The organism is Pseudomonas marginalis (assembly GCF_008692035.1).
GTDB lineage: Bacteria > Pseudomonadota > Gammaproteobacteria > Pseudomonadales > Pseudomonadaceae > Aquipseudomonas > Aquipseudomonas marginalis.
Genome location: NZ_VTFG01000001.1, coordinates 410,908 through 426,433 on the forward strand (window position 1 = coordinate 410,908; position 15,526 = coordinate 426,433).

General features: G+C 60.8%; 12 protein-coding genes and 3 pseudogenes. 10 read left to right on the plus strand and 5 right to left on the minus strand.

Features of this window, described 5'->3' with window-relative positions; all coding sequences use genetic code 11:
- Positions 1–49 precede the first annotated feature (49 nt).
- Positions 50–1,747 carry a M60 family metallopeptidase gene (locus tag FX984_RS01665; protein ID WP_146476401.1) on the plus strand — a complete coding sequence of 566 codons (1,698 nt, stop codon included), beginning with the start codon at positions 50–52 and terminating at the stop codon, positions 1,745–1,747.
- Between the two features lie 100 nt (positions 1,748–1,847).
- Here FX984_RS01665 and FX984_RS01670 read toward each other — a convergent pair.
- Positions 1,848–2,142: pseudogene (locus FX984_RS01670) on the minus strand (sensor histidine kinase); the annotation flags it as partial.
- Here FX984_RS01670 and FX984_RS01675 point away from each other — a divergent pair.
- The 6 genes and pseudogenes from FX984_RS01675 to xylB all read left to right on the plus strand — a co-directional run.
- Positions 2,139–2,303: pseudogene (locus FX984_RS01675) on the plus strand (cytochrome b/b6 domain-containing protein); the annotation flags it as partial. The pseudogenes FX984_RS01670 and FX984_RS01675 overlap by 4 nt on opposite strands.
- Positions 2,304–2,467: 164 nt before the next feature.
- The gene (locus FX984_RS01680) at positions 2,468–4,000 is read left to right on the plus strand and encodes a sugar ABC transporter ATP-binding protein (RefSeq protein ID WP_108573149.1); all 1,533 of its coding nucleotides are present in this window, start codon (positions 2,468–2,470) and stop codon (positions 3,998–4,000) included.
- A complete protein-coding gene (locus FX984_RS01685) occupies positions 3,993–4,970 on the plus strand; it encodes an ABC transporter permease subunit (protein ID WP_027605811.1) in 978 nt (325 codons plus the stop codon). The genes FX984_RS01680 and FX984_RS01685 overlap by 8 nt, the downstream gene beginning before the upstream one ends.
- Positions 4,971–5,004: 34 nt before the next feature.
- Complete coding sequence (locus FX984_RS01690; RefSeq protein WP_092358053.1) at positions 5,005–5,937, plus strand: ABC transporter substrate-binding protein; 933 nt, start codon at positions 5,005–5,007, stop codon at positions 5,935–5,937.
- Between the two features lie 21 nt (positions 5,938–5,958).
- The gene (locus tag FX984_RS01695; protein ID WP_146476400.1) at positions 5,959–6,951 is read left to right on the plus strand and encodes a LacI family DNA-binding transcriptional regulator; all 993 of its coding nucleotides are present in this window, start codon (positions 5,959–5,961) and stop codon (positions 6,949–6,951) included.
- Between the two features lie 16 nt (positions 6,952–6,967).
- Positions 6,968–8,428, plus strand: a complete 1,461-nt coding sequence (gene xylB, locus FX984_RS01700; RefSeq protein WP_146476399.1) for a xylulokinase — start codon at positions 6,968–6,970, stop codon at positions 8,426–8,428.
- A 356-nt stretch (positions 8,429–8,784) separates the two neighbouring features.
- Here xylB and FX984_RS01710 read toward each other — a convergent pair whose 3' ends face one another.
- A complete protein-coding gene (locus FX984_RS01710) occupies positions 8,785–9,228 on the minus strand; it encodes an Lrp/AsnC family transcriptional regulator (protein ID WP_108573142.1) in 444 nt (147 codons plus the stop codon).
- A 109-nt stretch (positions 9,229–9,337) separates the two neighbouring features.
- Between FX984_RS01710 and FX984_RS01715 the strand changes: the two genes are divergently transcribed.
- Positions 9,338–10,240, plus strand: a complete 903-nt coding sequence (locus tag FX984_RS01715) for a DMT family transporter (protein ID WP_027605816.1) — start codon at positions 9,338–9,340, stop codon at positions 10,238–10,240.
- Here the strand turns inward: FX984_RS01715 and FX984_RS01720 are convergent.
- From FX984_RS01720 to fabF, 3 genes are all read right to left on the minus strand, one after another.
- Positions 10,218–12,197 (minus strand): peptidase U32 family protein, encoded by a 1,980-nt coding sequence (locus FX984_RS01720; protein ID WP_027605817.1) that lies wholly within the window; start codon positions 12,195–12,197, stop codon positions 10,218–10,220. The genes FX984_RS01715 and FX984_RS01720 overlap by 23 nt on opposite strands.
- A gap of 70 nt (positions 12,198–12,267) precedes the next feature.
- The gene (locus FX984_RS01725; protein WP_027605818.1) at positions 12,268–12,648 is read right to left on the minus strand and encodes a RidA family protein; all 381 of its coding nucleotides are present in this window, start codon (positions 12,646–12,648) and stop codon (positions 12,268–12,270) included.
- Between the two features lie 72 nt (positions 12,649–12,720).
- On the minus strand, positions 12,721–13,989 hold the full coding sequence (fabF, locus tag FX984_RS01730; protein ID WP_146476397.1) for a beta-ketoacyl-ACP synthase II: 1,269 nt from the start codon (positions 13,987–13,989) through the stop codon (positions 12,721–12,723).
- Between the two features lie 107 nt (positions 13,990–14,096).
- On the opposite strand from fabF, the gene FX984_RS01735 reads away from it, so the two are divergent.
- Positions 14,097–14,585 carry a winged helix-turn-helix transcriptional regulator gene (locus FX984_RS01735; RefSeq protein WP_141157735.1) on the plus strand — a complete coding sequence of 163 codons (489 nt, stop codon included), beginning with the start codon at positions 14,097–14,099 and terminating at the stop codon, positions 14,583–14,585.
- Positions 14,586–14,709: 124 nt separating this feature from the next.
- Positions 14,710–15,477 (plus strand): annotated as a pseudogene (locus tag FX984_RS33030) (PAS domain-containing protein); the annotation flags it as partial.
- Between the last annotated feature and the right edge of the window lie 49 nt (positions 15,478–15,526).

The window sequence follows — 15,526 nt, forward strand, 5'->3', positions numbered from 1 at the left end:
TTTTACGCGCTGGCTTTCAAGCTGGCACTACGTTACTAAAGAGGTGATCATGGAAAATAACATGTTTACTTTCCCTTTGGAAAGCCTGGACTTGGATACAGAGTCATCATCCGCGAATTATTCCAGTACTCGATACTTTCGGATGATTATTCTGGAACTTTTTCACGGGGCAAATGTAATTGCTATCTCTGGTTTCGAGGCCAGAAGTGAAACTGGCGCAATCATCGACAAATCAACATGGTGCATACATGAGGTCACCAATCAAAATGCTTCGAATTTGGCGGAAAATGTCCTGGATGAAAACCCAGAAACTTTCTGGTCCACTGATAATTTACCTGAGTTGCGAGGTCACTACATTACTATCGATATGGGGCGCGAGCATACTATCGGCTCTATTTGTTATATTCCGGTGCAAAATACAATTCGAACAACTCACGGTCGAATAAAATCCTATGCATTGGCTTTTTATAATGATCACACAGGCTGGCGAACCGTTAAACATGGAAGTTTTAATCCCGGAAACGCGCCTCAAGATATCGTCTTAATTCAATATACGGATAGGCAGGACCTGTTTTTCATTTCCAGAAAGCATTCTCATGTCGAGGACATGATAGACAGAGGTTTTTCTGCTCCCAGAGCCGAGTTTGAACCAACAGGTCTCTACTGTTCAGCAACCGGCTCCTTCTATGTATATATAGAGAGGGATCTGCCGGGCAATATCGACATCGAGCTATTCATTGGAACAATGGGCCGTCAACCGACGCCGTCCCGGTACAAGTTAACAAAAGGGGCAAATATCATAACGCCGGGACGAGAGGGACTTCTGTATGTCTCAACGATCCATCCAGATCGAAAATTTCTAGTCCCTATCTCTTTCAGAAACGTCAGTCGCTCAGCTTATTATGTGCTCGGAAAAACCACTCGGGACGAATGGCGTCTCGCGCTCGCCACGTCGGCACATATTCCGGTCGCTCAGCTTTCAAGTGGAAAAGCCATCATCGCCATAACGGTAGCTAATGCCAGAAAGTATGAAGATGAAAATATTGATGAGCTCCTGAATAGTTATAATCGGATTATTTCCAGGGTCGACGAGGTGTGCGGGCTTAATCAGAGTGATAGCACAACCCTTCATTGGCCGACCCAGTCCTATTACCAACTTAACGAGAGCGATAGCGATGACGTATATATGTATGCCAGCTACTACCATATAGGATTTCATCGCGAAACGGCACATGCTTTCATCACGGTGGGGGGGTTAACAGGGTACAACGGTTGGGGGCCTTGGCATGAGATTGGGCACTGGTGCCAAATGCCTCTGTGGAACTGGATTGGCACTACGGAATCAACAAATAATGTGATAGCTGCGGCAATGGAGTCTTTGTTTGGAGTACAACCGACCTATATAGATAGGTACGGTGGAAGAGAGCAGGCGGAGAGGTGGCTGGAACGAGATGATAAAAAAATAGAAACGGCGGGCAATATGATTAACTTTGTCATGTTTAATAGGCTCACAGAACTATTTGGCACAGGATTTTATCCAATGCTCTATAGGGAATACAGAAGGGTTTTCAAGAATCCTGACTTCATCAGAGACACGACGACCTCAGACCTTCGGCGAGATATGTTCGCGTCCATTTCGTCAAAGTGCGCCGGTAAAAACCTGATTCGACACTTTGAGTATTGGGGGTTTGATCTGTCAGATCGTACAAAGCAGAGAATCGTCGACCTGAATTACCCCGAGCTTTAACCAAGTGGAAGGGGTTGAGTGCCATTCTCGCGCTCCATGGAGCCGACATGGGGCATGCCGCGATGCTGAGCATGGTGTGGACTGCTGGCGGTGAGTCGAAGGCATTGCCACGGCTGTAGAAACGCTCGAACAGCCGCTCACTCTGGCTTTCGTCGATGCCAGGCCCCTGATCGTCGACGCTCGGAACCCCATCCCCTTGCTGTTTTGCACAACCCCACGGTAATCATCCCATGCTCCGGGGAGAAGTTCGCGGCGTTGGTCACCAGGTTGGTCAGGGCGATGTTGATTGCGCCGGCATCGGTTGTGACGCGGTACTGGGCATCGTCGACATCGAACACCAGATCGAGGCCTTTGCTCAGCGGCCAGGGTGTCAGCTGAATAAGCGTTTCACGCACTGGTGGCGGTGGACCCCGACCTGGCCAAGCAACTCAAGCACTGGCATGAGTGGCCGGGCAGCGCCGGCTATTGGTTGATCGGCCTGCATGCTGCCGCGGGGCTGTTCCACCATTACTGGGTGCGTGACAACACCCTGGTGCGCATGCTGCCAAAACGTTAAAAATGCCGAAATTGCACTTTATGCGCTTGATGAAACGTTTCTTCTGGCGACAAACGGCCTGCGCAAGCGCTTGCGTAAGTAAATGTATCTGATTAGAGTCGGTGGCAATCGGCTCTGATCAAAGGGGGCTGAACGACAAAAATAATAAAACCAGGAGCTCATTGATGAGCCTTGAACCCTTGCTCGAGATGCAGGGCATCAGCAAAACCTTCAACGGTTTGCGCGTGCTCAAGAATGTCGGCCTGAAGGTCTACCCCGGCGAAATCCACGCCTTGATGGGGGAGAACGGCGCCGGCAAATCGACCCTGATGAAAATCCTCTCCGGCGCTTACCAGGCCGATCCCGGCGGTGAAATCCGCATGGCCGGCCAGGCCGTCGCCACCTTTACCCCCGCCACCGCCAAAGCCCTCGGCATCGCCGTGATCTACCAGGAATTGAGCCTGTGCCCGAACCTGAGCGTGGCCGAGAACATCTACCTGGGCCGCGAACTGCGCCGTGGCTGGACCATCGACCGCCAGGGCATGCAAGCCGGTTGCGTCGAAGTGCTGCAACGCCTGGGCGCCGAATTCACCCCGGCCACTAAGGTCAGCAGCCTGTCGATTGCCGAGCGTCAGCTGGTGGAAATTGCCCGGGCCTTGCACGCCCACGCCAGGATCCTGGTGATGGACGAACCGACCACGCCGCTGTCGTCCCGCGAGACCGACCGCCTGTTTGCGCTGATCAAGCAACTGCGCAGCCAGGGCCTGGCGATCATCTACATCAGTCATCGCATGGCCGAGATCTATGAACTGTCGGACCGTGTCTCGGTGCTGCGCGACGGCCAATACATCGGCGAACTGAGCCGCGACGCGCTGTCGGCCGAAGTCCTCGTGAAGATGATGGTGGGCCGCGATCTGTCCGGTTTCTACAAGAAGGAACACGCCGCCTACGACCCCGGCGCGGTGGTGATGCGTGTGCGTGATATGGCCGATGGCAAGCGCGTGCGTAATTGCAGTTTCGACCTGCATGCCGGTGAAGTGCTGGGTATCGCCGGGCTGGTGGGGGCAGGGCGCACCGAGTTGGCGCGGCTGATCTTCGCCGCCGATCCGCGCACCAGCGGCACCCTGGAAGTGGTGGGCAAGACCGTGACCCAACTGCGCAACCCGGCGGATGCGATTCGTGCCGGCGTGGTGTACCTCACCGAAGACCGCAAGGCCCAGGGCCTGTTCCTAGACATGAGCGTGGCCGACAACATCAACGTCTGCGCCTGTGTGCCGGATGCCCGCGCCGGTGGCGTGCTCGACCGTGGCCATGGCTTGAAACGTGCCAATGATGCAATCAAGTCACTGTCGATTCGCGTGGCGTCGGGCAAGGTCAATGTCGGCACGCTGTCCGGCGGCAACCAGCAGAAGGTCCTGCTGGCGCGGCTGCTGGAGGTCAAGCCCCACGTGCTGATCCTCGACGAACCCACACGCGGCGTGGACATCGGCTCCAAGTCCGAGATCTACCGCATCATCAATCAACTGGCGCAGGCCGGCGTGGGCATCGTGGTGATCTCCAGCGAGCTGCCGGAAATCATCGGCACCTGCGACCGGGTGCTGATCATGCGCGAAGGCCAGTTGGTGGCCGAAGTCGGCGGGGCCTCCGGCCACGTCATCTCCCAGGAACGTATTATTGACCTCGCCACCGGTGGCGATCAGGTGGTTGCCCATGGCTGATTCGATGATTGCAACAACAGGCAAGGCCGAACGTGCCCGCGAACTGATGCGCACCGTCGGCATGTTGCCGGTGTTGATTTTGCTGCTGGTGGGCTTCGCCCTGGCCAGCGAGAACTTCCTGACCATGCAGAACCTGTCGATCATCACCCAGCAGGCCTCGGTCAACGTGGTGCTGGCGGCGGGCATGACCTTTGTGATCCTAACCGCGGGGATCGACCTGTCGGTGGGGGCGATCCTGGCGGCGTCGGCCGTGGTGGCGTTGCAGGCGTCGATGTCGCCGCAGTTCGGCATGTTCGGGATTGCCGCCGGTATCGGCTTCGGCCTGCTGCTGGGCCTGGTCAACGGCGGGTTGATTGCCTTTATGCGCCTGCCGCCGTTTATCGTCACCCTTGGCGCACTCACCGCCATGCGCGGCCTGGCGCGTCTGCTGGCCGATGACAAGACCGTGTTCAACCCCGACCTGCCGTTTGCCTTTATCGGCAACGACTCGATCCTTGGCGTGCCGTGGCTGGTGGTGATCGCCGTGGCGGTGGTGGCGCTGTCGTGGTTCATCCTGCGCCGCACGGTGATGGGCGTGCAGATCTATTCGGTAGGCGGCAACCCCGAAGCGGCGCGACTCTCCGGGATCAAGGTGTGGAAGGTGCTGCTGTTCGTCTACGCCATGTCCGGCGCGTTGGCCGGGCTGGGTGCGGTGATGAGCGCCTCGCGCCTGTTCGCTGCCAATGGCCTGCAACTGGGGCAATCCTACGAGCTGGATGCGATTGCCGCCGTGATCCTCGGCGGTACCAGTTTTACCGGTGGCGTCGGCACCATCGGCGGCACGCTGATCGGCGCGCTGATCATCGCGGTACTCACCAACGGCCTGGTGCTGCTGGGGGTGTCGGACATCTGGCAGTACATCATCAAGGGCATCGTGATCATCGGCGCAGTCGCGCTGGATCGCTACCGCCAGTCCGGTGCACGGACCTGATTTCACTCATACAACAATCACAAGAGAGACCCGCATGAACCTTAAACGCATGTTTCCCGTCATTGCCTTGGCTGCCCTGATGTCCCAAGCCGCAGAGGCCCGCGAACTCAAGGCCCTGGGCATCAGCATGGGCTCGCTCGGCAACCCGTATTTCGTGACCCTGGCCGATGGCGCCACGGCCCGGGCCAAGGAGCTGAACCCCAACGTCAAGGTCACTTCGGTGTCGGCCGACTATGACCTGAGCAAGCAATTTTCGCAGATCGACAACTTTATCTCGTCCAAGGTCGACCTGATCCTGATCAACGCCGTCGACCCTTCGGCCATGGCCTCGGCGATCAAGAAAGCCCGCGATGCCGGCATCGTCGTGGTGGCGGTGGATGTGGACGCCAAGGGCGTGAATGCCACCGTGCAGACCGACAACGTCGAAGCCGGCAAGCTGGCCTGCCAATACCTGGTGGACAAGCTTGCCGGCAAGGGCAACGTGATTATCCAGAACGGCCCGCAAGTCACCGCCGTGACCGACCGCGTCAAAGGCTGTAAAGCCGCATTGGCCGGCGCGCCGGAGATCAAGGTGCTGTCCGACGACCAGGACGGCAAAGGCTCCCGCGAAGGCGGCCTGAACGTGATGCAGGGCTACCTCACGCGCTTCCCGAAAATCGACGGCCTGTTTGCGATCAACGACCCCCAGGCCATCGGCAGCGACCTGGCGGCCAAGCAGCTCAAGCGCAGCGGCATCATCATCACCTCGGTGGACGGCGCGCCGGATATCGAGAACGCGCTGAAGACCGATACCCAGATCCAGGCGTCAGCCAGCCAGGACCCATGGGCCATGGCGCAGACGGCGGTGAATGTCGGCAATGACCTGCTCAACGACAAGGCCCCGGCCGAAGCGGTGACCCTGCTCACGCCAAAACTGATCACCCGCGACAACGTCGGTACGTACAGTGGCTGGTCGAGTAAACATTGATAGCGTGAGAGGAACAGCGTCGTGGTGACCATGGATGACGTGGCAAGCAGGGCGGGGGTGTCGACGTCGACCGTGTCACACGTGTTGAACGGCACCCGCAAGGTCAGCCCGGCCACGGTGCTGGCGGTGCAGCGGGCGATCCAGGCGCTGGGGTATATCCCCAACACCCTGGCGCGCTCGCTGGCGCGGTCGAGTACCAACACGATCGGCGTGGCGATCTCGGCGCTGTCCAACCATTACTTCAGCGAGACGGTGCACGCGATTGAAACCGAGTGCGCCAAGCACGGCTACATGATGCTGTTTGTCGACACCCACGACGACCCGGAGCAGGAGCTGCGGGTCGTCATGGCGCTGCATCATCGGCGGGTCGACGGTATCGTGCTGGCGCCGTCGAACGGCTCGATGGCCCTGGAATACCTGCGCGCCAACGAGATTCCGGCGGTGCTGGTGGACCGCATGATGAGCGAGCAGTTTGACCAGGTCGGGGTGGAGAATGCCCAGGCCACCCAGGCCCTGATTGAGCACCTGATCGGTCACGGGCACCGCCGCATCGGCTTTATCGCCGGGCGCACGGGTTTCAGTACTACGGATGAGCGGGTAGCGGGTTACCGCGCGGCGTTGCACGCGGCGGGGCTGGCCTTCGATCCGCAGCTGCTGGTCAACGGTGGCTCCAACACCGAACCGGCGCGCCAGGCCACGGCGCAGTTGCTGGACCTGGCTTCGCCACCCACGGCGATCATGGCCGGCAATAACCTGATGACCCTCGGCGCGATGCACGCTCTGCGTGACGCGCAGCTTGAAGTGCCGAGACAAATGGCCCTGGTGGGCTTTGATGATTTTGACTGGGCGGATTTTTTCGTGCCGCGCCTGAGCCTGATCGCACAGCCGGTCAAGGCCCTTGGCGCCCGCGCGGTCGACCTGTTGCTGCAACGTATGGCGTCGCCTGACGCACCGCCCCAGAGCGTGCGCCTGGCGCCGACCCTGCAGTTACGTAACTCCTGTGGCTGTCCTTGATGGGAATAACACACGCATGAACAGTCCTGTTTCCCTGGGCATTGACCTGGGCACATCGGAACTCAAAGCCATCCTCATGGACGCCACGGGCGCGGTGCTGGCCCATGCCGGCGTGCGCTTGAGCGTGTCGCGCCGGCACAGCGGCTGGTCTGAACAGGCGCCGGAAGACTGGTGGCAAGCCTGCTTGCAGGCGTTGGCGCAACTGCGCGGACACGAGGCGTTTACCCGCGTGGCCTGTATCGGCCTGTCGGGGCAGATGCACGGCGCGGTGTTGCTGGGGGCGGACAACCGCGTGTTGTACCCGGCGATCCTGTGGGACGACTCCCGTGCCGTGGCCGAGGTCGAACAACTGGGTCCCGGCTTCGCCGACGTCACCGGCAGCCTGCCCATGGCCGGGCTGACCGCGCCGAAACTGCTGTGGCTGCAACGGCATGAGCCCGAGGTGTTCCAGGCGATTGACTGCGTGCTGTCACCCAAGGATTACCTGCGCTTGCGTTTGAGTGGCGAGCGCATCAGCGAGATGTCCGACGCGGCGGGTACGTTGTGGCTGGATGTGGCGCGGCGGGCATGGTTTACCCCTATGGTTCGCGCTACAGGCCTTACGCCCGGGCAATTGCCCAGGCTGGTGGAGGGTGGTGCGGCGAGCGCGTTGTTGACGGCCATGGGACTGGGCCTGTCAGTTGACGTGGTGATTGCCGGCGGTGGCGGTGACAACCCTGTGGCGGCAGTCGGCATCGGCGCGGTCAATGCCGGTGATGGCTTCATTACCCTTGGCACCAGCGCGGCCATTGTTGCGATCACCGATCACGCTGCAGGCAACCCGGCCAGTGCAGTGCACAGCTTCTGCCACGCGCTGCCCAACCGCTGGTACACCATGGGCGCCATGCTCGCCGGCGCCAGTTGCCTGCGCTGGGTCACACGGCTGACGGGTATGGCCGATGAGCAAGCGTTGCTGGAGCAGGTGCAGGTGCAATTGCCGATTGAGCAGCACGTGCCTTTGGAGACGCCGTTGTTCCTGCCGTACCTGGCCGGCGAACGCACACCCCACAACGATCCTTTGCTGCGCGGCGGCTTCATGAACCTGGGCCACGACTGCACACCGGCGATGCTCGGTTACGCGGTGATGGAAGGGGTGGGTTTCGGTTTGCTCGATGCGTTGCGCGCGGTGCAATCGACCGGCGCCGACGTTACCGCTTTGGCCCTGGTGGGCGGTGGTGCGCGCAGTGAGTACTGGGCGCAGCTGCTGGCGAATATCCTGCAGCGGGAAATCTTCACCTTGCAGGGCAGTGAATTGAGCGCGTGTATTGGCGCGGCAAAGCTCGGGTTTGTGGCGATGGGGCAGGGGGCTGAGTTACTCGCGGCGGGGATGCCGGTTAAAGCCCGGTACACACCTGACCTGATGCAGCAGCCGGTGTTGGCGGCGCGTTATCGCAAGTTTCAAAGTTTGCTGCCCGCCGCCAAGGCCCTTCACGACTAGGCTCCTGTTGTGCGTGGTGCTGTTGTGGTGAGCAGACCTGTTGTGGTGAGTGAGCTTGTTGTGGTGAACGGGCCTGTTGTGGTGAGCGGGCTTGTTGTGGTGAGCGGGCTTGCCCCGCGCTGGGCTGCGAAGCAGCCCCAATAAAGGCACCGCGTTTATCCAGGCATGGTGAGTGGTCAGGTTTAGGGGCCGCTTCGCGCCCCAGCGCGGGGCAAGCCCGCTCACCACAACAGCCCCGCTCACCACAACAGGCCTGCTTACTACAACAAGCCTGCCTGCCACAGGAAGCCTGCTTGCCCAAACAAGCCCGCTCACCACACCCGGCCCACTCTCCACAAGAATCGGTGTGTTGTTGTTCAGTCGTTGGTCAGCGGCGGCAAACGTCGCTTTACCGGGGTTTTCTTGACGATGGCGGTGTTGGTTTCGGCGTAGGCATTGATCCGATCCAGCAGGCTGTCGAGATGGTCCATGGTGCGCACATGCAGGCGTGCGATGAAGCAGTCTTCGCCGGTGACCTTGTCGCATTCGGTGAATTCGGGTATCGCCTGGATCTGCCGCTCCACCTCCTGCAATTTGCCGGGCAGGGGACGGATGCGCACGATGGCTTGCAGCAGGTAGCCGAAGTGCCTGGGGTCGATGTCGACGGTGTAGTGGGTCAGCACGCCACGTTCTTCCAGGCGGCGCAGGCGTTCGCCGACGCTGGGCGAGGACAGCCCGGTTTTGCCCGCCAGGGCCTTGAGGGACAACCGCGAGTCATCCGTCAAGGCGGCGATCAGTTGCTGGTCGATGGTGTCAATCATGGTGTTCGCCTAATAAGAAAAGGTGATTGCGGGATTCTGCCTTTTTTACCCACTGGAGCCGCTCACCAGCAGATTGCCATAATTGAGCCTCACTTGAGGAGCATCAATCATGGATTCATCCATCCGTCTCGGTTCGTGGGAAATGATCGCCGCCATGCTGATCTCGGGCACCATCGGCTGGTTTGTGCTGGTGTCCGGCGTGTCGGTGATCGAAGTGGTGTTCTGGCGCTGCGTGATCGGCGGCCTGACCCTGTTGCTGGTGTGCGCGCTGCTCGGCTACCTGCGCCTGGACCTGCTCAGTTGGGCCACGTTCGGCCTGGCGATGCTCAGTGGCGTGGCGATTGTCGGCAACTGGTTGCTGCTGTTCGAATCCTATTCCCGCGCGTCGATCGCCATCAGCACGGCGGTGTACAACGTGCAGCCGTTCATGTTGGTGATGCTGGCAGCGCTGTTCCTGGGCGAAAAGATCACCGTGCAGAAACTGGCGTGGTTGAGCGTGGCGTTCCTGGGAATGCTGGCGATCGTCACCGCCCATGGTAATCAGCCAACCGGCGACGATTATCTGGCGGGCATCGCCTTGGCGCTGGGCGCGGCATTGCTGTATGCGATTGCCGCACTGATCATCAAGCGTTTGAAGGACGTACCACCGCATTTGATGGCGTTGATCCAGGTGACCACCGGCGCAGTGTTACTGGCGCCCTTGGTGCCTTGGAACAGCTTGCCTGCCACCACCAACGCCTGGGCGGCATTGGTCACGCTCGGTGTGGTGCACACCGGCTTGATGTACGTGTTGCTCTATGGCGCGATCCAGAAACTGCCCACCGCCATCACCGGCGCACTGTCGTTTATCTACCCGATTGCGGCGATCTTCGTCGATTGGATTGCCTTCGGGCATCGCCTGGGCTGGCTGCAATGGCTGGGGGTGATGGCGATCCTGCTGGCGGCGGCGGGGTTGCAGCGGGGCTGGTGGTGGCCCCGCTCCCACAGGGTCAGTGCGTGCCCTGAAAGATGATATTTTCCGGGTTGAAATGCTCCACCACACTGCCCGGCTGCGGCAACCCAAGGATATGCCCCTTGATCTTGCCCACCACGTGCATCTCGCAGGGTTTGCAGTCGAACTTCAACGTCAGCACTTCATCGCCGTGAATCAACTGCATCGGCGCGACCTTGGTCTTCACCCCTGTCACCCCCTTGGCCTGTTTAGGGCAGAGGTTGAAGGAGAAACGCAGGCAGTGCTTGGTGATCATCACCGGCACTTCGCCTTTCTCTTCATGGGCTTCAAAGGCTGCGTCGATCAGCTTCACCCCGTGACGGTGGTAGAAGTCGCGGGCTTTCTGGTTGTAGACGTTGGCCAGGAACGACAGGTGCGCTTCCGGATACACCGGCGGCGGCGTGGTCTCGGCCTTGCGCCCGCCACGGGGGTGGGCGGCAACACGGGCGGCGGTCAGGGCTTCGATCACTTCGCGGCGCAATGCCTTGAGCTGCGAGTTGGGGATGAAGAATGCCTGCGGTGCATCCAGTTCGATGCGGGTGGCGTGATACTCGGTGGTACCGAGTTGGCCAAGCAGGTCGCGCAGGGTGTCCAGCGCCTGTTCCGGTTTGTTGGCCACGCCGAACGGGCCGGGCAGGGTGACGCTGGCGTGGATGCCTTCTTCGCTGGTGGCGGTGATTTCCAACTGTTCTTCGCGCAGACGTGCGACCCATGACAGGCCGATACGGCGTTCGGCCGAAGTCTTGAGCAACGCCTGCTGCCAGTTGTGGTCGAGGTTGCGGTTCAGCGGGTGGTTCGGGCGCAACTGATGCAGGCCGGCCGGCATTTCATTCGGCTCGACGCGATAGCGGTAGCGCTTCTCACCGTCTTCCTCGAACTCGCCCTTGGGCTCGGCGATGTTGGCGCGGAAGCCCACCACCTCGCGCTTGACCAGCACATTGAGGCCGTCGCCGTTGGACAGCGGCTCATGGGTGATCACTTGCAGGTCACGCTTGCCGGCTTTTTCCACCACACCCACCGGCAAACCGGTGAAGGTCGGGGTGTCGAAGGCGCCGATGTCGATCTTGCGGTCGCTGACAAAGTAGTCGGTGCTGCCACGGTGGAAGGTTTTTTCCGGGTCGGGCAGGAAGAAGTGCGCGGTACGGCCGCTGGACGCGCGGGCCAGGTCCGGACGGTCTTCGAGGATTTCGTCGAGGCGCTGGCGGTAATAGGCGGTAATGTTCTTCACATAACCCATGTCCTTGTAGCGGCCTTCGATCTTGAAGGAGCGCACGCCGGCTTCCACCAGCGCGCGCAGGTTGGCGCTCTGGTTGTTGTCTTTCATCGACAACAGGTGCTTTTCAAAGGCCACGACGCGGCCCTGGTCGTCTTTCAAGGTGTACGGCAGGCGGCAGGCCTGGGAGCAGTCCCCACGGTTGGCGCTGCGGCCATTTTGCGCGTGGGAGATATTGCACTGCCCGGAGAAGGCCACGCACAGGGCGCCGTGGATAAAGAACTCGATGGCGGCATCGGTCTCGTCGGCGATGGCGCGGATTTCCTGCAGGTTCAGCTCGCGGGCCAACACCAACTGCGAGAACCCGGCCTGGTCGAGGAACTTGGCGCGGCCCAGGGTGCGGATGTCGGTCTGGGTGCTGGCGTGCAGCTCGATGGGCGGAATATCCAGCTCCATCACGCCAAGGTCCTGCACGATCAACGCATCGACACCGGCGTCGTAGAGCTGATGGATCAGCTTGCGCGCGGCTTCGAGTTCGTTGTCATGCAAGATGGTGTTGATAGTCGTGAACACGCGGGCGTGGTAACGACGGGCGAATTCCACCAGTTGAGCGATATCGCTCACTTCGTTGCACGCGTTATGGCGCGCGCCGAAGCTGGGGCCGCCGATGTAGATGGCGTCGGCGCCATGCAGGATGGCCTCGCGCGCGATGGCGACATCGCGGGCAGGGCTGAGCAATTCCAGGTGATGCTTGGGCAAGGACATAGTTTTTTTAGTCAGGCTTGTCACGGTTGAGGCGCGCATTGTAGCTGTGAAATGCCTGACCGGCATTACTTCAGGCTTGAGCGGCCATCGCGGTGACTTCCACACGCATGCCGTCTACCGCCAGTGCAGCCACGCCAACCGCCGCGCGCACGGGCCAGGGCTTGGCAAAGAAGCGTTTGTAGACCTCATTGAAGGCGGCGCGGTCGGCCATATCGGTCAGATAAATGGTCAGGTGCATGACCCGGTCCATGGAGCTGCCGGCTTTTTCCAGCGCGACTTTCAGCGCTTGCAGGGTGCATTCGCTTTGCAGGGTGATATCGCCCAGTTCCAGGCTGCCGTCGGCGCGGGTCGGGATCTGGGTGGAGACCAGGATGCCGTTGAAACCGACAACGTCGGAGGAAATCGAGTCGGCATCCGGATCGGGGGTGTAGGACAGGTCGTGGTTGGCCATGGGCGCCTCTTGTTGGCAATAACGGAAAGGCGCCATGGTCCCCGAAAACAATCCCAGGGGCAAACCGCTGGCTTATACCCAGCGGCGGAACAACACGCTGGCATTTACGCCACCAAACCCGAAGCCGTTGGACAGCGCGTATTCAATCGCCATCGGCCGCGCATCACCGCGCACCATGTCCAGCCCCTCGGCCAGGTCATCCGGGTGTTCCAGGTTGAGGGTCACCGGTGCGACCTGATCGCGCAGGGCAAGTACGGTGAAGACCGCCTCGATCCCGCCTGCTGCCCCGAGCAAGTGGCCGGTGGCGGACTTGGTCGAGCTGATCGCCAGCTGGCCACCGACACCGAATACGGTCCTGATAGCTGCCAATTCGCCCTTGTCGCCCACCGGCGTCGAGGTGGCGTGGGCATTCAGGTACTGCACCGCGGACGCCTCGATCCCCGCCTGACGCAACGCCTGCGTCATCGCTCGGCGCGCGCCGTCACCGTCTTCCGGGCCGGCGGTCATATGGTACGCATCGGCACTGGTGCCGTAGCCCACCAATTCGGCAATAGGCCGGGCACCGCGTGCCAGGGCGTGTTGCAGTTCCTCGATGACCAGGATGCCGGCGCCTTCGCCCATCACAAAGCCGTCCCGAGCCTGATCGAACGGGCGCGAGGCGCGCTCGGGGGCGTCGTTGAAGGCGCTGGACAAGGCCCGTGCAGCGGCGAAGCCGCCCAGGCTGACCCGGTGGATCGCCGCTTCGGCGCCCCCGCACACTGCCACATCCACTTCGCCCGCACGGATCATCCGCGCGGCGTCGCCAATGGCCTGCACACCCGCGGCACAGGCCGTGACCGGCGCTCCCAGCGGGCCTTTCAAGCCATAGTTGATCGACACATGCCCGGCGGCCATGTTGCTCAGGAACGATGGGATGGTGAACGGCGACAAACGTCGCGGCCCCTTGCTGTCGGTGGTACGTACCGCCTCGGCGATGGCCGGAAAACCGCCGACGCCCGAGGCAATAATGGTGGCGGTGCGTTCCTGCTGCTGCGCGGTGTTCGGTGCCCAGCCGGCCTGCTTCAGGGCTTCGTCGGCCGCCGCCAGGGCGAACAGGATAAAACGGTCCATCTTGCGCTGCTCTTTTGCCGCCAGCAGGCGATCAGGATCGAACCCGGCTTCAGGGTCCTGCAGCACGCTCTGCACTTGGCCGCCGATGCTGATGGCCAGGTCGCCGATCAGTTCTTCAGGCAGGCGACGAATGCCCGACTGCCCGTTCAACAGGCGTTTCCAGGTTGACTCCACATCGGCGCCCAACGGTGTCAGCGCACCCATGCCTGTCACAACGATACGTTTACTCATGATCAATCGACTCCGGTTGCGTTGAGGGTCCAGACCTTATGGACGTCACTATCATGATGAAAGTAACATGGCGTCACACAACTGTGCACCGGCCCCAAGGAATCCTTATGCAACGCAAGTCCCTGACCCGCGACGAATGCCCCATCGCCCGCAGCCTCGACCGGGTAGGGGAGTGGTGGAGCATCCTGATCATGCGCGACGCGTTGCAGGGGCTGCGCCGCTTCGATGAGTTCTCGCGCAGCCTGGGCATCGCACCGAACATGCTCACGCGTCGCCTGACAGCGTTGGTGGAGGCGGGGATGCTGGAGCGCAGGGCCTACAGTGAGCGGCCGCCGCGTTATGAATATGTGCCGACCGCCAAGGGCGAGGATTTCCGCATGGTGCTGATGTCGCTGGTGGCGTGGGGTAACCGGCATTACGCCGAAGAAGGCACCAGTGTCGAGTTGGTCGAGCGGGACACGGGGCGGCCGGTGCAGCCGATGTTGGCGAGTGCAGAGGGACACATCGTAGCGTTGGAGGACTGTGTGTTGCAGGCCGGCCCGGCGGCCAGTACCGGTATGCGGGAGCGCTTGGCTTCGCTTGCCGCAAAGCCTTGAATCCTGCGGGCTCAAGCAATAATTTGACGCCAGAAAATAATCCTGCTGCGCCCCTTAAAGTCGCGTATTTCCCAGCCGATAGCGAGTCAAGACACAGGTTTTTCCGCACGGCTGAGGGCTCGTCATGTTCAATACAACACTCAAAACCGAACTGGCGGCCAGGACGGCCGAAGTCACCGAGTACAAAGGACTGATCAGCGCCCTGGAACGCTCCATGGCGGTCGTCGAATTCGACCTCAACGGCAAGGTCCTGCGTGCCAACGATAACTTCCTGAAAACCCTGGGCTACAGTCGCGACCAATTGGCGAGCAAATCCCACCGGGACTTTTGCTTGCCGGCGCTGACCAACAGCCCCGCCTACAGCCAGTTCTGGGGTGAGCTCAAGGCCGGTAAGTTCGTATCGGGCACCTTCAAGCGCGTGGATGCCCACGGCAAGACGGTCTGGTTGGAAGCCAGCTACAACCCGGTACTGGATGAGCGTGGCCAAGTGCTGAAAGTGGTCAAGTACGCCCTGGATGTCACCGCCAAAGTCGAACAGGAGGCGGCGACCCGCAGCAAACTGGCCGCAGTGGATCGGGCCATGGCAGTGATCGAGTTCGACTTGAACGGTCAGGTGCTGGACGCCAACGAGAACTTTCTGCACGTCATGGGCTATACGCTGGCCGAAATCAAAGGCAAGCACCACCGCCTGTTTTGCGAACCCAGCCTGATCAACAGCAGCGAGTACACCGACTTCTGGCGACGCTTGAACAACGGTGAATTTTTCACCGGGCAATTCAAACGTCTCGGCAAGCATGGCCGTGTCGCGTGGCTGGAGGCCAGTTACAACCCGGTCTACGACGGCGACGGCACGCTGATCAAGATCGTCAAGTTTGCCAGTGACATCACTGAACGCGTGGAAAAGTTCGAGGAAGACTCACGCGGCGCCTCCCGGGCCTACC

What these genes read in the sequence shown, in the direction of transcription:
- FX984_RS01665 (WP_146476401.1), top strand. Translation starts at nt 50, where the DNA reads ATGGAAAATAACATGTTTACTTTCCCTTTGGAAAGCCTGGACTTGGAT.
- FX984_RS01680 (WP_108573149.1), top strand. Translation starts at nt 2,468, where the DNA reads ATGAGCCTTGAACCCTTGCTCGAGATGCAGGGCATCAGCAAAACCTTC.
- FX984_RS01685 (WP_027605811.1), top strand. Translation starts at nt 3,993, where the DNA reads ATGGCTGATTCGATGATTGCAACAACAGGCAAGGCCGAACGTGCCCGC.
- FX984_RS01690 (WP_092358053.1), top strand. Translation starts at nt 5,005, where the DNA reads ATGAACCTTAAACGCATGTTTCCCGTCATTGCCTTGGCTGCCCTGATG.
- xylB (WP_146476399.1), top strand. Translation starts at nt 6,968, where the DNA reads ATGAACAGTCCTGTTTCCCTGGGCATTGACCTGGGCACATCGGAACTC.
- FX984_RS01710 (WP_108573142.1), bottom strand. Translation starts at nt 9,228, where the DNA reads ATGATTGACACCATCGACCAGCAACTGATCGCCGCCTTGACGGATGAC.
- FX984_RS01715 (WP_027605816.1), top strand. Translation starts at nt 9,338, where the DNA reads ATGGATTCATCCATCCGTCTCGGTTCGTGGGAAATGATCGCCGCCATG.
- FX984_RS01720 (WP_027605817.1), bottom strand. Translation starts at nt 12,197, where the DNA reads ATGTCCTTGCCCAAGCATCACCTGGAATTGCTCAGCCCTGCCCGCGAT.
- FX984_RS01725 (WP_027605818.1), bottom strand. Translation starts at nt 12,648, where the DNA reads ATGGCCAACCACGACCTGTCCTACACCCCCGATCCGGATGCCGACTCG.
- fabF (WP_146476397.1), bottom strand. Translation starts at nt 13,989, where the DNA reads ATGAGTAAACGTATCGTTGTGACAGGCATGGGTGCGCTGACACCGTTG.
- FX984_RS01735 (WP_141157735.1), top strand. Translation starts at nt 14,097, where the DNA reads ATGCAACGCAAGTCCCTGACCCGCGACGAATGCCCCATCGCCCGCAGC.